The following is a 21,493-nucleotide window of genomic DNA, read 5'->3' as shown; positions in this document are numbered from 1 at the left end:
GGCAATCAAAAGCATTATATTGAAAAATTTGCAAGTCCTTGATTTGCAAGGAAAACGTCGAATTTATGTCATAGAGATAGTTGCCGGTTTAATAGACGCAATGGTTATTTATGCAACTTGTTTTGTTCTATATTTTTCATAGGTTTCCAATTTAAAATTTTCAAGCGATTCTAGCAATTTTCTTTTTATTATGTTTCTCGAGATGCCAGAGTCATTTGCTTCCATTTTTAGTAAAGAAAGATTTAGGACGAGTTCTACATTATTGTATTCGTCGGTTTCTGAAAACTCAAAAAGTATACGGCAAGTTCCTTCTGATTTGTCGAGTGAAAAGTTATAATCACACTGCAGTCCAAATAGTTGAATAAATGGATGGGATTCTGCATCCTTTACAAAAAATGTTGAATGAAGATCAGTGCCTTTAATCTTCATGTCTTCAATTTTATCTTTCATCCAAGCTATGTTGGGGGGAGGATCTTTTATTGAATTGTCTGGGGAAAAGTGAATATCTTTTGTGTCTACAAATGTGAGTGCAGTTGCTTGGACTCGTTGCGTTAACTCACTTAAAAATAATATTCTGCCAGTGTTGTCAAAATCATTAAAGCGAATTACTTTTACTTGCTCATGTTTATCAATATGGCCTTCATCTTTAAAGTGCTTTATCAAGTGATTTGTGATTTTGTGGCTAAAGTCTCGTGTTTCGGATGCCGTGTGCATTATTGAAATATTTAATAAATTATCTGACGGGTCTCGCCGGATTTCAACTCTGCCTTGGTGGCTGGAAATATTTTCACCAATATTTTTAATTGCATCGCTTCTCGATAGTTCAAAATCCATATAAATATGGTCCGAATTGTCTTCGAGTGCGGTAAATCCTGTTAATTTTCTGATTGATATAACGCCAAATTTATCATTTAATATGGTATCGTAATTAATATTTTCCGGAATTGCTTCAATTAACGGGGTGGCGGTGCTCCATGCAATTGTTCGTGTTTTTAGTTTCGGTGATTCTTCTTTGCTTTTATAATTTTCTCGTAAATCGATGTACTCTACAGGAGAAAGGCCTGTTTTGATAAGGATTGGCCCAACTATTTCTTTTTCATCACTTCCGGTGAAAACGCCCCTAGATCTTAAAATAGATTTTAAATCAGTATTTTTTACTTTGGGTTGACCAATTAATTGGCGAAGAAAGTCCCGTGTTGGAAGCAGTACTTCCTCATGATTTTCGTAATTCATTTATCAAGACTCCTGAAGTCTGGCCGATACGATTGAATCGAAATTCTAGATGTGAATGATGGATCTAACCCAATGAATGCACTTTTGACTGCTTCAAGATGTTCGAGTTTAGTATAATTTGGAAAAATTAATAGGTATTGACAGCTGATGTCTTGCGTGTATTCTCTTGCGGCTCGAATTAATCTTTTTAAGCCATCGCAGTCAAATTGGTCAATAGAGGAGAGGCAAAATATATCCTGTTCTGTGGGATTCGATGGTTTTATAATTAATGGAAGAATGGGTGATGTTAAAAATTCAACTGGACAAACTTTGCCAAATCTTGAAATTGTATTATCAACGTAGCTTAGTGCTGTTTCTGGATAGTAGAAGTTGATGTTTTCACGATCAATTGAAGTGTGGAGAAATTTTATTGTTTCGTATATAAATCTTATCCGTTTATTGTCAACAATATGGAATGACTCGAAAATCCATTCCGGATCCAATCGAGTGTTTGATAATTTTGATACAACGTCGTCATAGGTGTTGTTGCTGCTGGATATCCAGAATAATACGCCGGTGTCTTTGGTTTTAATGACCCGACCAAAAGATTCTATTTGTGACTTTTTTAGCTCTGAGTTTTTATAGCACTCCAGAGTGTAGACAAGGTCTTCTGCATGTTTTTTGAAAGTATGTTTTGGGCTTGCTTCATAGGGCTCGCCTGTATGCTTTACCGAAATAATAATGGTTTCAATGGTGGAGCTTTCAAGGGGGCTTTTGTAGCAAAAAGAGAAATCAATTCCATGTGTTTCTCTGTTTCCTTTGGTTCCGCTTCTTGCATGTTTTTGTGGTTTTCGGCATTTTAATGATTGATTTGGGATAACAGATTCCCATCCTATTAAACTAAAAAAATTTTCGACGATATTCTCGCCGATTTCTCCAATTTTCTTGGATCGTTCACCCATAAAAGTCCTTAATAATTACGAGTATGTGTGGTGTAATATCAAAGTTACGCCTTTTTGGCGTAACAACCAAGATGCTGCATATCAGCTTTCGGACTGCGGAACGTAAGTCCGTGCCGGGATTGAAGTTTTTCTCTGTCTTGCATGGTTTGCTCCTCGTAAAAACGACCCCAAAGCCTGCACTGCTGGCGCAACCCGTTACGCCCCGAAATGCGGAAAAGCATACCCGCGCCCGGATCCGCTCGTCCACTGCGGCCCCCCCGTTCGCCAGCCCCTCACATGTAACAACATGCTGAGCAGACCACTGCCCCTTGGCGTCGGTGTAGCATTCGCCCCGCTCGCACCCACTGCGGGCACGGGCTTGGCAGCCCGGTAGCTTGGCGCAGCAGCCGCGCCCGACGCGGCTTTTTCACGTCCCGATGGGGAGTGAGCTGCGCGCATGGCTTCGTCTATGGCGGGCCGTGTGGGAGGGGGCAACCCCTGCCGGTCCAAGCCCGGTCTGCCAACCTGCACGGTCTGCCGCCCCTCTCTTGGCAGGGAGGAGCAGCAGGTTCAAACCCTGTCGCTTGGAGCCATTCATGGCTGACGCCCTCCATTTCCCCGCTCGTCTGATCCCCTGCTGGCTGCGCCGCCCGCCACGCCTGCGCTGACTCCGCCCACCACGGACCGACCGACTCCGCGCGCCCCCTGACTTTCTCGGGGCGCCCGTCGGCGTTCGCGCGTCTGCACGTCACGCCACAGGGGTTCTCTTCCACGGACTTGTCGCCCCCTGTGCGCGTCCCGGCTCGGCGCGCGGACTCGTCACGCCGGTAGAGCGGGAACCACGACACCGGCGACCCAGAGGCGCAAGCTGTCACGGGTGTGGTGGGGCGTTCGAGCCCTGAAGGCAGCCTGTCGCGCGCGTCGAAACCGCCCGCGACCCCCGAATGCGACCGACTGACCGACCGATGGTCCGCGTCACGCCGTCCACGCCCAGGGGCCAGCCCGACACGCCTGCGCGGCTTCACCGCCGCGGCGTGCAGGGTCGAGGCTTGCCCCTTCGCTCCCTCCTTCCCTCTCTCCGGTCTCTTGGAGCGCGCGGGCGACAAGTCCTCAGTTCAGGAATTACACGCATTTCAGTCACAAATCATTCGATTTTCAAGCCATCAATGATCTTGCAAGGTTGCAATAAAGTGGCGTCCACCATGCACAAGCTGTCCGCCGCCACCGCCCCCCAGGCCGTCCTGTTCGACGCCTACGGCACGCTGTTCGATGTCTACAGCGTGGCGCTGGTGGCCGAGCAGCGCTTTCCCGGCCGCGGTGAGGCGCTGGCGCTGCTGTGGCGCGACAAGCAGATCGAATACACCCGGCTGGTGACGATGAGCGCGCCCGACGGCTCGCGCTACCGCCCGTTCTGGGAGCTGACGCGCGATGCGCTGCGCTTCGCCTGCGCGCGGCTCGGCCAGGTGCTCGACACCGACGCCGAACTGGCGCTGATGAACCAGTACCGGCACCTGAGCGCCTTCCCCGAGGTGCGCGAGGTGCTCGAAGGCCTGAAGGCGCGCGGCATTCCGGCCGGCATCCTGAGCAACGGCGATCCCGGCATGCTCGGCATCGCGGTGCGCAGCGCCGGCCTGGGGCCGCTGCTCGACCATGTCATCAGCGTCGAGCCGGCGCGGGCCTTCAAGACCGACCCGCGCGCCTACGCGCTCGGCCCGAAGACGCTGGGCCTGAATGCGCGCCAGATCCTCTTCGTCTCCAGCAACGGCTGGGACGCCATCGGCGCCACCTGGTTCGGCTACACCACGCTGTGGGTCAACCGCGCCGGCCTGCCGCTGGACCCGCTCGGCACCGAGCCCACCCGCACCGGCACCAGCCTGCGCGACGTGCTCGGCTTCTTCTGACCTGACCTGACCTGATCCGTTCCACCTTTCTTCACCGTTCATCCGAGGCTGACACCATGACCGACCGCACCTCCATCCACGGCCTGCAAGTGGCCACCGAGCTGTTCCGCTTCGTCGAGGACCAGGTCCTGCCGGGCACGGGCGTCGACTCGGCCGCCTTCTGGGCCGGCTTCGATGCGATCGTGCGCGACCTGGCGCCGAAGAACGCCGCGCTGCTGGCTGAGCGCGACCGCATCCAGACCGAGATGGACGGCTGGCACCAGGCCAACCCGGGTCCGGTCGCCGACATGGCCGCCTACCGCGCCTTCCTGGAGAAGATCGGCTACATCGTGCCGGTGCCGGCCGAGGTGCAGACCACGACCGCCAACGTCGACGACGAGCTGGCCATCCAGGCCGGCCCGCAGCTGGTGGTGCCGATCCTGAACGCCCGCTATGCGCTGAACGCCGCCAACGCGCGCTGGGGCTCGCTCTATGACGCGCTGTACGGCACCGACGCCATCTCCGAAGAGGGCGGCGCCGAGAAGGGCCGCGGCTACAACCCGGCGCGCGGCGCCAAGGTCATCGCCTTCGCCCGCGACTTCCTCGACCAGGCCGCGCCGCTGGTCAACGCCAGCCACAAGGCCGCCGCAGGCTACGCGGTCGAGGCCGGCCAGCTGGTGGTCAAGACCACCGGCGGCGCCCTCACCGGCCTGGAAGTCCCGGCCCAACTGGTCGGCTACCAGGGCGAGGCCGCCAGCCCGACCAGCATCCTGCTGGCGCACAACGGCCTGCACATCGACATCCGCATCGACCGCTCGACCGTCATCGGCGCCAGCGACGCCGCCGGCGTGTCCGACGTGGTGGTGGAAGCCGCGCTGTCGACCATTCTCGACCTGGAAGACTCGGTCGCCGCGGTGGACGCCGAGGACAAGCTGGTCGGCTACCGCAACTGGCTGGGCATCCTGCGCGGCACGCTGACCGAAACCTTCTCGAAGGGCGGCAAGGAGATGACGCGCGGCCTGAACGCCGACCGCGTCTACACCGCCGCCAGCGGTCAGGGCGAAGTGGTGCTGCACGGCCGCAGCCTGCTGTTCGTGCGCAACGTCGGCCACCTGATGACCAATCCGGCCATCCTGTGGGGCGCCGACAGCCGCGAGATCCCCGAAGGCATCATGGACGCGGTCATCACCACGACCATCGCGCTGCATGACCTCAAGGGCCTGGGCACGCCGGGCCTGCGCAACTCGCGCAAGGGCTCGGTCTACATCGTCAAGCCGAAGATGCATGGCCCGGCCGAAGTCGCCTTCGCCTGCGAACTGTTCAGCCGCGTCGAGCAGCTGCTGGGCCTGGCCGACAGCACCGTCAAGCTGGGCATCATGGACGAGGAGCGCCGCACCTCGGTGAACCTGAAGGCCTGCATCGCCGCCGCCTCGTCGCGGGTGGCCTTCATCAACACCGGCTTCCTCGACCGCACCGGCGACGAGATGCACACCGCCATGCTGGCCGGCCCGATGATGCGCAAGGGCGACATCAAGACGAGCAGCTGGATCGCCGCCTACGAGCGCCGCAACGTGCTGATCGGCCTGGCCTGCGGCCTGCGCGGCCGCGCCCAGATCGGCAAGGGCATGTGGGCCATGCCGGACCTGATGGCCGAGATGCTCAAGCAGAAGATCGGCCACCCGAAGGCCGGCGCCAACACCGCCTGGACCCCGAGCCCGACCGCCGCCACGCTGCACGCGCTGCACTACCACCAGGTGCTGGTGTCGGACGTGCAGAAGGCGATCGAGGCCAGCGGCGACGCCGACAACGCCGAGGTCACCACCAAGCTGCTGACCGATCTGCTGACCATTCCCGTGGTCGCCGAAGCCAAGTGGTCCGAGGCCGAGAAGCAGCAGGAGATCGACAACAACATCCAGGGCATCCTGGGCTACGTGGTGCGCTGGGTCGACCAGGGCGTGGGCTGCTCGAAGGTGCCCGACATCAACGACATCGGCCTGATGGAAGACCGCGCGACGCTGCGCATCTCCAGCCAGCATGTCGCCAACTGGCTGCACCACGGCGTGGTGACCGAGGCGCAGGTGCGCGAGTCCTTCAGCCGCATGGCCGCCAAGGTCGATGCGCAGAACGCCGGCGACGCCGCCTACAAGTCGCTGGTGGCCAACCCGCAGGGCGCCGCCTTCCAGGCCGCGCTGGATCTGGTCTTCAAGGGCAAGGAACAGCCGAGCGGCTACACCGAGCCGCTGCTGCACGCGTGGCGTCTGAAGGTGAAGGCCGGTCAGGCCTGAGCCTGCACGCCCGTCCCGTCCCGTCCCGGTCCGGTCCGGTCCGGTCCGGTCCGGTCCGGTCCGCCCCCCGCTGATCGCCCCGTCACCCTCGCGCAGGCGAGGGCCCACGATGGGGGCCGCCGTGCCCTGCGTGGGTGCCCGCCTTCGCGGGCATGACGTGTGTGAGCCGGCGCGGCCGCGCGGAAGATGGTGCAATGCCCTCTTTGCCCGCCGCTGCCGCCCGATGCTCGATGCCGCCCTGCTCCGCCATGCCCTGATCCTGGGCCTGATCTCCGCGATCGGGCCGTTCGCGATCGACATGTACCTGCCGGCGATGCCGCAGATGGCGCAGGCGCTGGGCGCGAGCGCGGGCGAGGTGCAGATGAGCCTGACGGCCTTCTTCGTCGCGCTCGGGCTGTGCCAGATGCTCTACGGGCCGCTGTCGGATCGCTTCGGGCGGCGCTTGCCGCTGATGGTCGGGCTGGGGCTGTTCGTGCTGGGCAGCCTGGGCTGCGCGCTGGCGCCGGATGCGCGCACGCTGATCGCGATGCGCTTCATCGCTGGCGTGGGTGCCTGCGCCGGCATGGTCATTCCGCGCGCGGTCGTGCGCGATCTGCACACCGGCGTCGAGGCCGCGCGGCTGGGCGCGATGCTGATGCTGGTGTTCAGCGTCTCGCCGATCCTGGCGCCGCTGGCCGGCAGCCTGGTGGTGGCGCTGGCAGGATGGCGCTGGATCTTCGGCTGCATCGTCGTGCTGGGGCTGCTGGCGCTGACGCTGGTGCTGACGCAGCTGCAGGAGAGCCGCCCAGTCGAGGCGCGTCGCGGCACCACGCTGGCGGGCACGCTCGCGGCGGTGGCCGAGCTGCTGCGCGACGGCCATTTCCGTGCGCTGGCGCTGACCGGCGCCTTCGCGATGTCGGGCTTCATGGCCTATCTGGGCCATTCGTCCTTCGTGATGATCGAGCACCACGGCGTGACGCCGACGCAGTACGGCCTGCTGTTCGGGCTGAACGCGGTGGCCTTCATCGGCGCGGCGCAGCTCAATGTGCGGCTGTGCCAGCGCCACGGTCTGCCGTGGGTGATCCGGCGCGGTCTCGCGGGCTATCTGGCGGCCAGCGCGCTGCTGCTGGCGCTGACGCTCGCCGGCGTCGACCGGCTCGAGGTGCTGGTGGCGCTGCTCTTCGTCGCCTACGGCGGCCTCGGGCTGGTGGCGCCGACGGTGCCGGTGCTGGCGCTGGACCGCCACGGCGCGATCGCCGGCACCGCCTCGGCGCTGATCGGCACGGTGCAGATGGTCTGCGGCGCGCTGGTGATGGCGCTGGTGTCGGCGCTGGGCGGCCATGCGCATGGCGCGCTGCCGATGGTGGCGGGCGTGGCCGGCTGCGCGCTGCTGGCCAGCCTGGTCGGCCGGCCCGCGCTGTCGTCGGCCGCGGCCACGCCGGGCGCTATCGGCTGATGGCGCGCACGCCCTTGTAGCCGAGCACCAGGAACACGACGGCCACCAGCAGGAACAGCACGAACAGCACCTTGGCGATGCCCGCCGCGCCGGCGGCCATGCCGGTGAAGCCGAACAGGCCGGCCACCAGCGAAATCACGGCGAAGATCAGAGCCCACTTGAGCATGATCGGTCTCCTGGTCGAATGAGTCGAATGAGTCGGAAAGGGCGTCAGCCCGTCGGTGCCGGGGCGTGTCCGGGCTCGCGCACCGGCTCGCCGATGCCCGGCGGCTGGGGATCCGTGATCGGCGGAGCGACCGGATCGGGCGCCGCCGGCGGCGGCATCTCCTGCGGCGGAACCGGCATCGGCTCCACCGGCTGCGGTGCGGGCACGGTCATCGCGCCCATGTCACCACATCCGCTGCAGGCGTTCCTGCTCCGAGCGCCGCGCCACCCGCCAGCAGGCATCGCCGAAGCGTGCCTGCTGCAGTCCCGCCATGCGGTCGAGCTCGCCGTCGGCCTGCATCAGCGTGTTCAGGCTGGCCCAGCCGAGGGCCCGCTTCATCAGTCCGCGGGCTGTCATGAGGCGGCCCTGGATCTGGTCCCGATTGATCAGCAGCATGGAAGCTCTCCCGGCGAGCGTGGCGTGGTGGCGAGGGGTCAGGCGCCCGGCGTCAGGCCGGTCAGATCTTCTTGACCGCGTCGGCGGCCTTTTCCTTGGCGTCGCCGTAGTTCGACTGGGTCTTGCCGGCGACCTGGTCGATGCGGCCTTCGGCCTCCAGCTTCTTGTTGCCGACCACCTTGCCGGCGGCTTCCTTGATGTGGCCCTTGACGGTTTCCAGACGGCCTTCGACTTGATCCTTGTTCATGGCATGACTCCTTGGGGTGGGTTGGCTGGTGCGGCGAAGTGCCGTTCCATGGGAGTCATGGTCGCTGCGGGGCGGGCCGGGCTGCATCGGCGGTGGGCGCGGCAGGCTGTAGGACGGCGCGCCTACACTGGCGCCACCATGTCCGACGAGAACCAGATCCTCATTCCCGAATCCTTCCTCGACCTGCACCGCGACCGCAGCCGCACCCGGCTGCGCACGCCGGTGGCGCAGGTGCGCGAGCGCTACGAGCTGTGCGAGGACCTGTCGCAGCAGCTGGTGGCGCAGGCGCAGCACATCCACTTCGACCTGGGCGTGTCGGAGGACGAGGTGCTGGTGCGCATCGAGCAGGGCCTGGCCCAGCCCGAGTCCGGCTTCTCCGAGGACGAGGCGCGCTGGGTGACGCGCCGTCTGGCCGAACTGCTGATGTGGGACTGAGGCGGCACTGAGCCGGCCTCAGCCGGTTTCAGCCGCCGGTCTTGGCCGGCTCGCGCAGGAAGATCTCGACGCGGCGGTTCTTCGCGCGGCCTTCGGCGGTGGCGTTGTCGGCGATCGGCTGATGCTCGCCGCGGCCGACGGTGCTGATGCGGGTGGCCGGCACGCCCTGGGCGACCAGATAGTCGCGCACCGCATCGGCGCGGTCCTTCGACAGCGGGTTGTTGATCGCGTCGCTGCCCTGGCTGTCGGTGTGGCCGGTGATCTGCACATTCATCGAGCCGTCCAGCCCCTGCGCGAACTTGCTCAGGATCGGCGCCATGTCGGGGCGGATGTTGGAGCGGCCGGTGTCGAAGGAGATGTCGCCGGGCAGGTTGACGCGCAGCTGGTTGTCGTCGGTGCGGGCGACCGTCACGCCGGTGCCGGCGGTGGCCTGCTCCATCTCGCGGCGCTTGTCCTCCATGCGCTTGGACCACAGGTTGCCGGCGACCGCGCCGATGGCGCCGCCGACCACCGCACCGGTGCCGGCCTTGCCGCCGGTGGTCTTGCCGATCACCGCGCCGACGCCGGCGCCGATGCCCGCGCCGACCGCGGTGCCCTTCTGGCGCTCGCTCATGTTTGCGCAGCCGCCCAGCAGCAGCGCGGCAGCGACGGTGGCGACGAGAGCGGGCGAGGCGGGACGGAGGAAAGTCTTGTTCATGCGTGTTCTCCAGGCAAGGTGGGCCGGCGCGCTGCAGATGCGACGGGTGCAGAGGCAGGACGCACCGGTGTCTCTATGACGCGGCAGAGTCTGTCGCGGTTGACCGGACTTCGATTCCGGCTGGCTTAAGAAGGGCGCTGGCGCACTGCAACGGCTGTATCTGTTCCTTGCGTCGCGTCTGGCCGCATGGCGGCGGCCTGGGGCGGCGACAATCGCGCCATGCCTGCCGTCCTGAACCCCTCGCCCCTGTTTCTTCCCTGCGCCGCTGGCGTCGAGCCGCTGCTGGCCGACGAGGTGCGCGCCATCCTGACGGCCGCCGGCGCGCCGCGTGCGGCCGAGTCGGTGCGCGCCGAGCGGGGCGGCGTCTCGCTGATCGGCAGCGCCGCCACCGCGATGCGGCTCAACCTCGAGAGCCGGCTGGCGCAGCGCGTGCTGTGGCAGGTCGCCGAGGGCGGCTACCGCGACGAGCGCGATCTCTACGAGCTGGCCTGCAGCGTGCGCTGGTCCGACTGGATCACGCCGCGCCAGACGCTGCGGGTGGACACCACCGCGGTGCGCTCGCCGCTGCAGAGCCTGCACTTCGCCTCGCTGCGCATCAAGGACGCCGTCTGCGACGTGATGCGCGAGGACAGCGGCGAGCGCCCCAATGTCGATCCGCACCGCCCCGACCTGTCGCTGGTGCTGCACCTGCACGAGGACCACGCGACGATCTCGGTCGACCTCAGCGGCGAGGCGCTGTTCAAGCGCGGCTGGCGCGAGGCCAAGGGCGAGGCGCCGCTGAAGGAGACGCTGGCCGCGGCGATGCTGGCCGCCGCCGGCTGGCACGGCCGGCCCGAGGACGGCGCGCTGCTCGACCCCTGCTGCGGCGCCGGCACCATCGCGATCGAGGCGGCGCAGATCGCCTGCGGCATCGCGCCGGGCCTGCAGCGCAGCTTCGCCTTCGAGCGGCTGCAGCCCTTCCGCCTCGAGGCCCCGGCCTGGCAGGCGATGAAGGCCGAGGCGCGCGCGCGGGTGCATGCGCCGGCGGTGCCGGTCTTCGCCGGCGATGTGTCCTTCCGGATGACCGACTTCGCCACCCGCAATGCCGAGCGGGCCGGCGTCGCGCACGCGATCGAGTTCAAGACGATGGATGCGCTGCAGCGCCCCTGCCCGGCCGAGCGCGGCGTGCTGGTGCTCAACCCGCCCTACGGCGAGCGCATCGACGCCAAGGGCACCGGCTCGGCCGGCCAGGCCGCGCGCCTGGTGCGCGAGGACTTCGAGGGCGGCGGCACCTCGCAGGCCTTCTTCTCGTCGCTGGCGGCGCACTGGAAGCGCCACCACGCCGGCTGGACCGCCTGGGTGCTGACGCCGGACGCGAAGCTCGGCCAGGCGATGCGCCTGAAGGAGAGCCGGCGCGTGCCGATGTGGAACGGCCCGATCGAGTGCCGGCTGCTGCGCTTCGACCTGGTCGCCGGCTCGAACCGCGCCGGCCGGCCCGCCGAGGGCGCACCGGTGCGTGACGCCGATCAAGACGCCTGATACCCGATGGGGCATATTGACGAAGTGGCTGCCGCACCGGCGGCGGCCGTCCTGCCGGAGTCCGTCATGCCTGCCTCGTCTTTTCCGCGCTCTCTTGCCCTGCCGGTCTCGCGCCGCCGCCTGACGCAGGCGCTCGCGCTGCTGTCGCTGCCGGCCCTGGCGCTGTCGACCGCCCGCCCGGCGCGCGCGGCCCTGCCGCAGGGATCGCATGCGGCGATGGTCGCGTTCGACGGGCTCTACATTCCGGCGCTGTTCCTGACCGGCGCCGCGCCGAAGTCCGACGAGGGCCCGGCCCGCGCGGGCGCGGCGATGCAGCGCCTGCAGCAGGCGTGGCCGCAGCAGCGCCTCGCGCTGCAGGCGCTGGCGCCGTCGGCGCGCCCGTGGCGCGAGGCGCTGGCGGCGGTGGACCGTCATCTGGCCCGGGCGACCGCCGAGGTCGGCCAGCGCCGCTGGGAAGCCTCGCACGAGACGCTCGAGCGGGTGCGCGAGACGCTGTTCGAGGCCCGGCGCGCGCTCGGCATCGACTACGCGCTCGACGACTTCACCGCCTTCCACGGCGCGATGGAGGCGATCGCCAACCGCAGCGTGGTGCCGCCGGCGCAGCGCGAGGCGCTCGAGCGCGACTATGCCCGCGCGCGGGCGCTGTGGCGCCGCATCGAGCGGCTGGAGCTCGACCCGGCGCGCTGGGGCCTGTCGCCGGCACGGCAGGCGCAGCTTCGCCAGGGCCTGGCCGACGAGGACCGTGCGCTGGCCCGGCTGTCTCAGGCACTGGCCGCCGGTGCGCCCGAGTCGGCGCTGCTGCAGGCCGGCGCGGCGCTCAAGGGCCCGTTCGTCAAGGCCTACACCGCCTTCGGCTGGCCGGCAGGCGAGACGCCGGCGCTGGCGGGTTGAGCCTGTCGACCGGCAGTCGCATCGCCGCACAGGCTCAGAAATCATGCCTCAGGCCGATCTCCCAGGCGGTCGAGCGGCGCCCGCCAAAGTGGTTGGCCGCAGTCGGGCTGGCGCTGACCGCCGGACCGCCTGGAATCGCGAAGCTCGCGCCGCCCTGGTTCGAGACCCGTGCGACCTGACCGTAGAGCGTGGTGCGCTTCGACAGCGGGTGCACATAGCCGGCCCCCAGCAAGGTGGCGTCGCTGCCGTTCGTGGCTGCGCTCGTGCCGCTCTGGTCGGCATGCACCCAGCTCAGCCGGATCTGGCCGGCTCCGGCCGCAACCGTCAGGCCGAGCAGCGTGTTGACCTGACGGTCGTCGCCATGGCGCCAGCGGCGCTGGGCCAGGCTCAGCTTCGCGTCGCCGAAGTTCCAGGACGCGCCCAGGCTGCGGTCGACGAAATCCTGGCCCGAGCGGGTGTTGCGGGTGGTGAACTGCGCGGCGGAGACCATGAACCGGCCCGCGCTCCAGCCCAGGCGCAGGCCGCGCCCGCTCGTCTGGCCAGCCGCCGTCGTGCCACGCTCGCCGGCGGTGGCGATCAGGCCGCCATGCAGGCCGCCCAGACCTGAAGGCAGGAAATATTCGACCGCGTTGCTGACGCGCAGCGTCGGGTTGGCCGCCTGGGTCTCCGGCGCCGTGCCGAAGGCCTGGCCGAGCACCCGCGAGGCGGCTGTCGACCGGAAGGTGTTGGCGCTGACCACGCCGAGGGTCGAGAACGGATCGAACCCGCTCCAGACCAGCTGGGTCGGCACCCAGTCGCGCCCCAGGCGCAGTTCGCCGAGGCTGCGGTCGGTCAGGCTCACGGTCGCGCGACGATCCCAGAACTGGCCTGAGGGCGCACTGGCGCCTGCGCCGCCGGTGTCGGCGACGATCGTGCTGTCGAGAAAGAAGCTGGCGCTGCGGCCGCTGCCCAGATCCTCCTGGCCTCGGATCACCAGCCGGCTGGTCGAGCTGGCGCCGTGCACGACCGATCGATCGGTGCCGAGACCGGCGTTGCGGACCTGGCGCAGACCCAGGTCCAGCACGCCGGACAGCGTGATCGCTGACGCGGACGGCGGTGCGGACTGTGCGCAGGCGGCCGCGGGCAGCAGCAGGCAGGCCAGGGCCACGCCCTTCATCTGTCTGATGGACATGCTTGTCTCCTGACGGGTGCCGTCATTCCGGCCGGAAGCCGGCCATGCGCAGCAGGTCGCTGCCCTGCTGCACGTCCTGTTCGATGTAGCGGCGGAACTGCTCCGGCGTCTCGCTGACCGGCTCGATGCCCAGGGCCGGGTAGACGCCGCTGCGGCCCAGCTCGGCGACGGCGCCGTTGACCATCGCGTTGATCGCCGCGACCCGCTCGGCCGGCGTGTCCTTCGGTGCCCAGACGCCGTACCAGGACTCGAAGGCGAAGCCGGGCACACCGGCCTCCTGCACCGTCGGAATGTCCGGTGCCAGCGTGCTGCGCCGGGCCGAGGAGATGGCCAGCGCCCGCACCCGGCCGGCCTTGGCCATCGGCAGCAGCGAGACCATCGAGTCCATCAGCAGGTGCGCATGGCCACCGGCGACATCGGTGAGCGCGGGCTGCGTGCCCTTGTAAGGCACATAGCCGAGCTTGATGCCGGACTGCCGGGCCAGCAGCAGCGTGCCCAGATGGCTGGCCGCGCCGGCCGCCGGGATCGCGGCCATCAGCCGCTCGGGCTGCTGGCGAGCGGCCGCCAGCAGATCCGCCAGCCGCTTCGTCTCGGCGCTGGCGGGAACCACCAGCATCAGCGCCGCCTCGCCGACCCGCGCGACCGGCGCGAAGTCGGTCTGCGGGTCATAGGGCGGCGAGGCCAGCACCTGCCGCGCCATCACATGGGTCGACGCGGAGAACAGCAGCGTGTAGCCGTCCGCCGGCGCGGTCTGCACCGCCTTGCCGCCCAGCGTGCCGCTGGCACCGGCACGGTTGTCGACGATCACCGTCAGGCCGTGCTGCTTGCGCAACTGCTCGGCCAGCAGTCGGGCGGCCTGATCGACGCCGCCGCCGGGCGCGAAGGGCACGATCAGCCTGAGCGTCTTGCCGGGCTCGGGAAAGCGCGCCGGCTGGGCCGCGAGGCCCGGGGCGATCGCGGCCAGTGCGGCGCTCGCGCCGAGCCGCGTCAGCAGGTGCAGGAAGCGTTGGCGGTTCACGGTCTTGTCTCCTCGTCGTTCTGGAATCGGCGCGGGCCGGCGGTGCCGGCCCTGGGGTTCGGCGGGATGGTGCCCGCTCAGACCACCTTGCCCAGCCCGGCCGAGGCCATCGCTGCGGCGATCTCGTCTTCGGCGCCGGCCGCCAGCGGCAGCAGCGGGCTGCGCACGGTGGCGTGGTCGAGGATGCCGCGGGCCACCAGCGCCCACTTCAGCGCCACCGTGCCTTCCATGTGCGAGCCGCGGTGGTAGACGTTGGCGGTCACCGGCAGCAGGCGGTCGTGCAGCGCGCGGGCCTTCGCGTAGTCCTTGGCCTTGCCGGCCTCGATCATCTGCACCAGCAGCTCGGGCGCGATGCAGCCATAGCCCACCAGCGCGCCGTCGACGTCGAACATCGTGTGCAGCAGGTACTCGTCATGGCAGGTCAGGATCTGCAGATCCGGGCGCTCGGCGCGGATGACCGGAATCTCGCGGTCCCAGCGCTTCATGTTGCGCACGCCGTTCTTCATCGCGAAGACGCCGGGCTGCGCGGCGATGTCGAGCTGGGTCTCCAGGTCGTAGGTGCACTTGGTGGCGTCCGGGTACTGGAACAGGATCATCGGCAGGCCGCTGGCCTCCCAGATCGCCTTGTACTTGTCCTGCGGCGCGCCCTTCTGGTAGCCGAAGCGCAGCCAGCCGTGCGAGGGGTAGATCAGGCCGGCCTTGGCGCCGGCCTTGACGGCGCGCTTCGCCTCCTCGGCCGCCACCTGGGTGCCTTCCAGCGTGATGCCGGCGATGATGGGGATGGCATCGCCCACCGCCTCGCGGAAGGCCTCGATCACGCGCATCTGCTCGTCGCGCTCCAGGAAGGTGCCTTCACCGGCATGGCCCAGCACGGTCAGGCTCTTGACGCCGGGCACGCTGGCCAGCCAGCGGCCCAGGCGCTGGATGGCGGCGTAGTCGACCGCGCCGTCCGGGGTGAAGGGGGTGACCGGGGCCGGGTTGAGGCCGCGCATGTCGAAACCGATCTGGCTCATGGACTGTCTCCGTGCAGTGAAGGAATGGCTGCACTGTAGAAAGCCTGAACCTTTGCTGGAAGATGGAATTCTCTGGATTCAGAGTTTCCTTTAATGGCAAGTCTTTTCGTTGATCGATCTTCTTCGCTGGCAGAGGAAAAAATGATGTCAACACATCATTTTGATGTGTTTCTCTTAGGGCTGCCTGGCGCGTCAGTGCGACTGGCAGCTTTTTCCCCTTGAAATTTGGCGCTTATTCGCATTTTCCCTAGTCGTATCTTTTGATGTGCGTACATCAAAATGGTGCCATGGACACGAAAGAAGAATTGCTGTGCGCCCGAGCCACCCTGCAGGACGTGGCGCGTGAGGCCCAGGTCGGCATTGCCACGGTGGATCGGGTGCTGAACAAGCGTCCGGGAGTGCATGCGCGCACCGTCGAGCGGGTGGAGCAGGCCGCGCGGCGGCTGGGCTATCGACCGGATCCGGCCGCAGCCCGGCTGGCTCGCCAGCGTGTGCACCGGGTGCGCATCGTGCTGCCGGGTGGCACCAATCCGTTTGTCGCCCTGCTGCGGACCCGCATCGAGGCCAGCCAGCCCTGGCTGACCGACCGTCGTGCGGTCTGTGAAGTGGTCCAGGCCGACACTTTCTCGCCCGAGGCGCTGGCCACCTGCCTGCGTCAGCAGCCGGCGCATTGCGAGGCGCTGATCGTGATGGGCGTCGATCACCCGCTGGTGCGCGCGGCCCTCGATGACCTGGTCGATCAGGGCGTGACGGTGATCACGCTGGTCTCGGACGTGCCGACCTCGCGGCGCGCGCATTTCGTCGGCATCGACAATGTGGCCGCCGGTCGCACGGCCGCCGGCCTGCTCGGCCGCTTTTTGCCGCGGCCCGAGGCGGTGGTGGGCGTGATCGCCGGCAGCCTGTCGCTCCGTGACCATGCCGAGCGCTGGCTGGGCTTCAAGCAGGTGATGGAGGCCGAGCATGGCGCGGTGCGCCTGCTGGCGCCGCTGGAGGGGCGCGACGATGCGCGGCGCAATCAGGAACTGGTCGCTCGACTGCTGGACGAGCAGCCGGCGCTCGACGCGATCTACAGCCTGGGGGCTGGCAATGAAGGCATCAGCGCCGCGCTGCGTCAGTCGGGTCGTGCGCGTTCGGTGCGCTGGGTCTGCCATGAGCTGACCACGGGGGCGCGTGCCGATCTGCTCGACTGCACGCTGGATGCCGTCATCAACCAGGATGCCGCGCACGAGATTCGTTCGGCGTTGCGGCTTGCGCTGGCCGCATTCACTCGCGAGCCCATCGTGCCTGATCAGGAACGCATCCGCATCGACATCTACATGCGGGACAACCTGCCCTGAGATTTCCGTCGGCGACCGTTCGGGGTCGCCGGTCGGCACAAGAACATCCTGCGACAGAGCATCAGGCTGCCAAGGGCCTGAGGGTTCGACACGTCCTGAAGATCCCAGCGACGGTCTGGGCGACATCACGATCCGACGCACCGCCCGAAGGCGTCGGTCATACAGGAGACACCATGAAATCCACCGCAATCAAGATGGCGGCTGCCGCCTGTTTCGGCCTCGGCTGCGCGCTGGCGCAGGCCCAGACCGTGGTCGGCGTCAGCTGGTCGAACTTCCAGGAGGAGCGCTGGAAGACCGACGAGAAGGCGATCAAGGAGCAGCTCGCCAAGGCCGGCGCCAGCTATGTCAGCGCCGATGCCGGCGGCTCGCCCGAGAAGCAGCTGTCGGACATCGACAGCCTGCTGGCCAAGGGCGCCAAGGCGCTGATCGTGCTGGCCATGGACAAGGACGCGATCCAGCCAGCCATCGCCAAGGCCAAGGCCCGCAACATCCCGGTCGTCGCCTACGACCGCCTGATCGAGGCGCCGGGCGTGTTCTACATCACCTTCGACAACAAGGAGGTCGGCCGCATGCAGGCGCGCGGCGTGTTCGCCGCCCGGCCCAAGGGCAACTACGTGATGATCAAGGGCTCGCCGACCGACCCCAATGCGGATTTCCTGCGCGCCGGCCAGCAGGAGGTGATCGACGCCGCGATCAAGAGCGGCGACATCAGGATCGTCGGCGAGGAATACACCGAGGGCTGGAAGCCCGAGGTCGCCCAGCGCAACATGGAGCAGATCCTGACGCGCGCCGGTGGCAAGGTCGACGCGGTGGTGGCCTCCAACGACGGCACGGCCGGCGGCGTGATCGCCGCGCTGGGCGCGCGCGGCCTCAAGGGCGTGCCGGTGTCGGGTCAGGACGGTGACCATGCGGCGCTCAACCGCGTGGCGCTCGGCACGCAGACGGTGTCGGTCTGGAAGGACGCCCGCGACCTCGGCCGCGAGGCCGCCAAGGCCGCGCTGGCGATGAGCGAGGGCAAGGCGGTGCCCGGCGCCGTCAAGTGGAGCGACGGCGAGAAGAAGCTGACGATGGACGCGATGTTCCTCAAGGCCGTGCCGATCACCCGCGCCAACCTCGACGTGGTGGTCAAGGCCGGCCACATCGGCAAGGACGAGCTGTGCCGCGGCGTCAGCGGGGCCCAGGCCCCGGCCGCCTGCCGCTGAGCGTGTCCCTGGCCGTGCCTGCAGAGCCGGGCTCGGCCAGCCCGGGCGCGCCGTGGGCGCGCCGTCCTGATGAAGCCTGTTCCATGTTCCACCACCTGCAGATCAGTCCGCTGGACCTGAGGCTGTCCATCATGGCCGCCGTGCTGCTGGCGCTCGGCCTGTTCTTCCACCTGTTGACCGGGCAGTTCCTGACGCCCGAGAACCTCTACAACATCGCCCAGCAGACGGCCGTCGTGGGCATCATCGCCGCCGCCATGGCGCTGGTCATCGTCGCCCGCCAGATCGATCTGTCGGTGGGCTCGGCGCTCGGACTGGTCGGCGTGCTGATCGCCTGGCTGATGTACACCAAGGGCTGGCACTGGGTGCCGGCCAGCCTGGCCGGCCTGGCCGTCTCGCTCGTCGTCGGGCTCTACCAGGGCTGGTTGACGGCCGGGCTCGGCGTGCCGTCCTTCGTCGTCACGCTGGGTGGGCTGATGTCGCTGCGCGGCGCCGCCTTCCTGGTGGCCGACGGCAAGACGCAGCCGGTCACCGACGCCTTCTTCCTGCAGTTGGGCGGCGGGCTGGACGGTGCCATCGGCCCGGTGCCCAGCCTGGCGCTGGCCGCTGCCGGCGTGGCCTGGCTGGTGCACCGCGCCTGGCAGCGCCGCCGCCTGCAGCGGCGCCATGGGCTGGCTCCGCGTCCGCTGTGGTTCGACGTCATGCTGACGGCCTTCTTCAGTGCCGCGGCGCTCGGCTTCGCGCTGGCGATGTCGGCCTACCGCATCGGTGAGCGCACCGACGGCCAGGGCCTGCCGGTGCCGGTGCTGATCTGGGCGGCGGTCGTGGCGGGCGTGTCCTTCCTCGTCAACCGGACCCGCTTCGGCCGTTATGTCTACGCCATCGGCGGCAATCCGGAGGCGGCGCTGCTCGTCGGCATCCCGGTGCGCAAGGTCATGCTGCAGCTGTTCCTGCTGCTGGCGGTGCTGGTCACGGTGGCCGCCGTGGTGGCGGTGGCGCGGCTGAACGCGGGCACCAACTCGCTCGGCCTGAACCAGGAGCTCTACGTCATCGCGGCCGCCGTCATCGGCGGGGTCGCGCTGTCGGGCGGCAGCGGCACCGTCATCGGCACCGTGCTGGGCGCACTCGTCATCCAGTTCCTGGAGAGCGGCCTGCTGCTGCTGGACGTGGCGATTGGCTGGCGCATGGTCATCGTCGGCCAGGTGCTGATCGTGGCCGTCGTCTTCGACGTGCTGTTCCGTCGTGCCACTGGAGAACGCCTGTGAACGCCGCCCCCCCTCTGGTCTCGCTGCACGGCATCCGCAAGTCCTTCGGCGGCGTGCAGGCGGTCGACGACGTCAGCCTGGCCGTGCATCCGGGTGAGGTGCTGGCCCTGCTGGGCCACAACGGCGCCGGCAAGTCCACGCTGATGAAGATGCTGGCCGGCGCCTATCCGATCGACGGCGGCGAGGTCCGCGTCGGCGGCCGCCCGGTCGTCATCGACAGTCCGGTGGCCTCGCAGGCGCTGGGCATCGAGACCATCCACCAGACGCTGGCCCTGGCCGACAACCTGGACGCGGTGGCCAACCTGTTCCTCGGCCGCGAACTGCGCAATCGCTTCGGCCTGCTCGACGACTACGCGATGGAGACCGCCGCCCGCGGCGTCTTCCAGCGCCTGAACCCCAACTTCCGCAACATCCGGGTGCCGGTGCGCATGCTGTCGGGCGGCCAGCGCCAGGTGGTGGCCATCTCGCGTGCGCTGCACTTCAACGCCCGGGTGCTGATCATGGACGAGCCCTGCGCCGCGCTGGGCCCGGAGGAGACCCGCATGGTGCACGACCTGGTGCGCACGTTGAAGGCCCAGGGCGTGGGCATCATCCTGATCTCGCACGACATGCCCGACGTCTTCGCGCTCAGCGACCGGCTGTGCGTGATGAAGAACGGCCGCACCGTCGGCACCCACCGCACCGCCGATGTCGACGAGGACGCGGTGCTGGGCATGATCATCGCCGGCCGTGCACCGGCCGGCGTGGCCGACTGCGCCCGCCTGCCCGAGGGGGTGGCATGAGCGCGCCGTCGGACCTCGCGGCCGCCGCCGCGGCCTGCCCGCTGGCGCAGGACCACGTGCTGGGGCTGGACCTGGGCACCTCGGGCCTGAAGGCCGTGCTGCTGGCCGCCGACGGCACGCTGCTGGCCGAGGCCACGGCGCCGCTGACCGTGCAGCGCCCGCAGCCGGGCTGGAGCGAGCAGCGGCCGCAGGACTGGTGGTCGGCGCTGGAGCGCGTGATCGCCCGCCTGCGCCAGGACGCCGACCCGGCGCGTTGGCGGCGCGTGCGCGCGCTGGCCGTGGCCGGCCAGATGCACGGCGCCGTGACGCTCGATGCCGACGGCCAGGTGCTGCGCCCGGCCATCCTGTGGAACGACGGCCGCGCCCAGGCCCAGTGCGCCCGGCTGGAGGCGCTGGAGCCGCGCACCCGCGCCATCACCGCCAACCGGGCGATGGCCGGCTTCACCGCACCCAAGCTGATGTGGATGGCCGAGCACGAGCCGGAGCTGCACGCCCGCGTGGCCACGGTGCTGCTGCCCAAGGACTGGCTGGTCTGGCGCTTGTGCGGTGCGCTCAGCAGCGACTGCAGCGATGCCGCCGGCACGCTGTGGCTGGACGTCGCCGCACGCCGCTGGAGCGCGCCGATGCTGCAGGCCAGCGGGCTCGGCGAGGGAGCCCTGCCGACGCTGCACGAATCCCCCGACGTCGTCGGCACGCTGCGCCCGGGCTGGGCCGCGGCCTGGGGCCTGCCGCCCGACGTGAGGGTGGCCGCCGGCGCCGGAGACAACGCCGCAGGGGCGCTGGGCGTGGGCGTGGTCGACCCGTCCGACGGCCTGCTGTCGCTGGGCACCTCGGGCGTGATCTTCGTGCCCTGTGGCGATGCGCGCGGCAATCCGGATCAGGGCGTGCACACCTTCTGCCATGCGCTGCCCGGCCTGTGGCACCGCATGTCGGTGATGCTGTCGGCCGCCTCGGCCCTGGGCTGGTGGGCCGACATCTGCGGCCGTGGCCCGGCCGAGCTGCTGGCCGAGCTGACGCCCGAGCCGGGCGGCGCGGCCGCCGATGCGCCGCTGTTCCTGCCCTATCTGGCCGGCGAGCGCACGCCGCACGCCGATCCCCAGGCCTGCGGCGCCTTCCTCGGCCTGCGTCAGGGGCAGGCGCGCGATGTGCTGACCCGCGCCGTCATCGAGGGCGTGGCCATGGGCCTGGCCGACGGACTGGCCGCACTGCGCGCGGCCGGAGCCGCGCCCCGACGGCTGCTGGCCGTGGGCGGCGGCGCGCGCTCCGACGTGTGGCTGCAGCTGCTGGCCGACCTGCTGGACCTGCCCGTCAGCCGCGGCGCGGCGGCCGAGGTGGGTCCGGCGCTGGGCGCGGCCCGCCTGGCCCTGCTGGCGGCCGGCCACCCGCTGGCCGACGTGCTGCGCATGCCGGCCACCCAACGCTGCTTCGAGCCCGACGCGGCCCGCACCGAGCGCCTGCAGGCCCGCTGGGCCCGCTTCCGCGCCGCCTGGCAGCCGCTGCGCGACTGGCAGGGCTGACCTGGCATCAACGAATCCGCTCCGTCCTGCGCTTGCGCACGGAGATACC

At 67.4% G+C, this 21,493-nt stretch carries 21 protein-coding genes; 11 read left to right on the top strand and 10 right to left on the bottom strand.

Features of this window, described 5'->3' with window-relative positions:
• Positions 1–108 precede the first annotated feature (108 nt).
• Both gapS4b and gapS4a read right to left on the bottom strand, forming a co-directional pair.
• Complete coding sequence (gene gapS4b, locus HZU84_RS04680) at positions 109–1,233, bottom strand: GapS4b family protein (protein ID WP_149504999.1); 1,125 nt, start codon at positions 1,231–1,233, stop codon at positions 109–111.
• A complete protein-coding gene (gene gapS4a / locus HZU84_RS04675) occupies positions 1,230–2,174 on the bottom strand; it encodes a GapS4a family protein (RefSeq protein WP_149505000.1) in 945 nt (314 codons plus the stop codon). The genes gapS4b and gapS4a overlap by 4 nt, the downstream gene beginning before the upstream one ends.
• Before the next feature lie 1,181 nt (positions 2,175–3,355).
• On the opposite strand from gapS4a, the gene HZU84_RS04670 reads away from it, so the two are divergent.
• From HZU84_RS04670 to HZU84_RS04660, 3 genes are all read left to right on the top strand, one after another.
• Complete coding sequence (locus HZU84_RS04670; protein ID WP_149505001.1) at positions 3,356–4,054, top strand: haloacid dehalogenase type II; 699 nt, start codon at positions 3,356–3,358, stop codon at positions 4,052–4,054.
• A 56-nt stretch (positions 4,055–4,110) separates the two neighbouring features.
• Positions 4,111–6,318 carry a malate synthase G gene (locus tag HZU84_RS04665; protein WP_149505002.1) on the top strand — a complete coding sequence of 736 codons (2,208 nt, stop codon included), beginning with the start codon at positions 4,111–4,113 and terminating at the stop codon, positions 6,316–6,318.
• Positions 6,319–6,541: 223 nt separating this feature from the next.
• On the top strand, positions 6,542–7,753 hold the full coding sequence (locus HZU84_RS04660; RefSeq protein WP_149505003.1) for a multidrug effflux MFS transporter: 1,212 nt from the start codon (positions 6,542–6,544) through the stop codon (positions 7,751–7,753).
• Here HZU84_RS04660 and HZU84_RS04655 read toward each other — a convergent pair.
• The 4 genes from HZU84_RS04655 to HZU84_RS04640 form a co-directional block, all read right to left on the bottom strand.
• On the bottom strand, positions 7,743–7,919 hold the full coding sequence (locus HZU84_RS04655; protein ID WP_149505004.1) for a DUF1328 family protein: 177 nt from the start codon (positions 7,917–7,919) through the stop codon (positions 7,743–7,745). The two genes, HZU84_RS04660 and HZU84_RS04655, sit on opposite strands and share 11 nt — an antisense overlap.
• A gap of 44 nt (positions 7,920–7,963) precedes the next feature.
• Entirely contained in the window at positions 7,964–8,140 is a 177-nt protein-coding gene (locus HZU84_RS04650; RefSeq protein WP_180692794.1) for a hypothetical protein, read from the bottom strand.
• Position 8,141: 1 nt separating this feature from the next.
• Positions 8,142–8,354: a CsbD family protein gene (locus HZU84_RS04645; RefSeq protein WP_149505005.1), complete on the bottom strand. Its 213-nt coding sequence runs from the start codon at positions 8,352–8,354 to the stop codon at positions 8,142–8,144.
• 61 nt (positions 8,355–8,415) lie between these two features.
• On the bottom strand, positions 8,416–8,601 hold the full coding sequence (locus HZU84_RS04640; protein ID WP_149505006.1) for a CsbD family protein: 186 nt from the start codon (positions 8,599–8,601) through the stop codon (positions 8,416–8,418).
• Positions 8,602–8,739: 138 nt separating this feature from the next.
• Between HZU84_RS04640 and HZU84_RS04635 the strand changes: the two genes are divergently transcribed.
• Positions 8,740–9,036 (top strand): hypothetical protein, encoded by a 297-nt coding sequence (locus tag HZU84_RS04635; RefSeq protein ID WP_149505007.1) that lies wholly within the window; start codon positions 8,740–8,742, stop codon positions 9,034–9,036.
• Between the two features lie 28 nt (positions 9,037–9,064).
• Here the strand turns inward: HZU84_RS04635 and HZU84_RS04630 are convergent, their stop codons facing one another.
• Positions 9,065–9,733 carry a YiaD family glycine zipper/OmpA-like lipoprotein gene (locus HZU84_RS04630; protein WP_149505008.1) on the bottom strand — a complete coding sequence of 223 codons (669 nt, stop codon included), beginning with the start codon at positions 9,731–9,733 and terminating at the stop codon, positions 9,065–9,067.
• A 219-nt stretch (positions 9,734–9,952) separates the two neighbouring features.
• Between HZU84_RS04630 and HZU84_RS04625 the strand changes: the two genes are divergently transcribed.
• Positions 9,953–11,251 (top strand): THUMP domain-containing class I SAM-dependent RNA methyltransferase, encoded by a 1,299-nt coding sequence (locus HZU84_RS04625; protein ID WP_149505009.1) that lies wholly within the window; start codon positions 9,953–9,955, stop codon positions 11,249–11,251.
• 66 nt (positions 11,252–11,317) lie between these two features.
• Positions 11,318–12,142: a hypothetical protein gene (locus HZU84_RS04620; protein ID WP_149505010.1), complete on the top strand. Its 825-nt coding sequence runs from the start codon at positions 11,318–11,320 to the stop codon at positions 12,140–12,142.
• Positions 12,143–12,176: 34 nt separating this feature from the next.
• Here the strand turns inward: HZU84_RS04620 and HZU84_RS04615 are convergent, their stop codons facing one another.
• From HZU84_RS04615 to HZU84_RS04605, 3 genes are all read right to left on the bottom strand, one after another.
• Positions 12,177–13,313 carry a porin gene (locus tag HZU84_RS04615; RefSeq protein ID WP_244954365.1) on the bottom strand — a complete coding sequence of 379 codons (1,137 nt, stop codon included), beginning with the start codon at positions 13,311–13,313 and terminating at the stop codon, positions 12,177–12,179.
• 22 nt (positions 13,314–13,335) lie between these two features.
• Entirely contained in the window at positions 13,336–14,331 is a 996-nt protein-coding gene (locus HZU84_RS04610) for a tripartite tricarboxylate transporter substrate binding protein (RefSeq protein WP_149505011.1), read from the bottom strand.
• 77 nt (positions 14,332–14,408) lie between these two features.
• Entirely contained in the window at positions 14,409–15,344 is a 936-nt protein-coding gene (locus HZU84_RS04605) for a dihydrodipicolinate synthase family protein (protein ID WP_219340854.1), read from the bottom strand.
• Positions 15,345–15,631: 287 nt separating this feature from the next.
• Here HZU84_RS04605 and HZU84_RS04600 point away from each other — a divergent pair, with 287 nt between their 5' ends.
• From HZU84_RS04600 to xylB, 5 genes are all read left to right on the top strand, one after another.
• Positions 15,632–16,681, top strand: a complete 1,050-nt coding sequence (locus tag HZU84_RS04600; protein ID WP_149505012.1) for a LacI family DNA-binding transcriptional regulator — start codon at positions 15,632–15,634, stop codon at positions 16,679–16,681.
• 173 nt (positions 16,682–16,854) lie between these two features.
• Positions 16,855–17,883 (top strand): D-xylose ABC transporter substrate-binding protein, encoded by a 1,029-nt coding sequence (gene xylF, locus HZU84_RS04595; RefSeq protein WP_244954366.1) that lies wholly within the window; start codon positions 16,855–16,857, stop codon positions 17,881–17,883.
• A gap of 83 nt (positions 17,884–17,966) precedes the next feature.
• Entirely contained in the window at positions 17,967–19,145 is a 1,179-nt protein-coding gene (locus HZU84_RS04590; protein WP_149505013.1) for a sugar ABC transporter permease, read from the top strand.
• Entirely contained in the window at positions 19,142–19,927 is a 786-nt protein-coding gene (locus HZU84_RS04585; RefSeq protein WP_149505014.1) for an ATP-binding cassette domain-containing protein, read from the top strand. The genes HZU84_RS04590 and HZU84_RS04585 overlap by 4 nt, the downstream gene beginning before the upstream one ends.
• Positions 19,924–21,444 carry a xylulokinase gene (gene xylB, locus HZU84_RS04580; protein ID WP_149505015.1) on the top strand — a complete coding sequence of 507 codons (1,521 nt, stop codon included), beginning with the start codon at positions 19,924–19,926 and terminating at the stop codon, positions 21,442–21,444. The genes HZU84_RS04585 and xylB overlap by 4 nt, the downstream gene beginning before the upstream one ends.
• Positions 21,445–21,493 lie beyond the last annotated feature (49 nt).

The sequence above is a fragment of the Sphaerotilus sulfidivorans genome (genome assembly GCF_013426975.1).
GTDB lineage: Bacteria > Pseudomonadota > Gammaproteobacteria > Burkholderiales > Burkholderiaceae_C > Sphaerotilus > Sphaerotilus sulfidivorans.
This window is presented reverse-complemented; position numbering and strand designations above follow the sequence as displayed.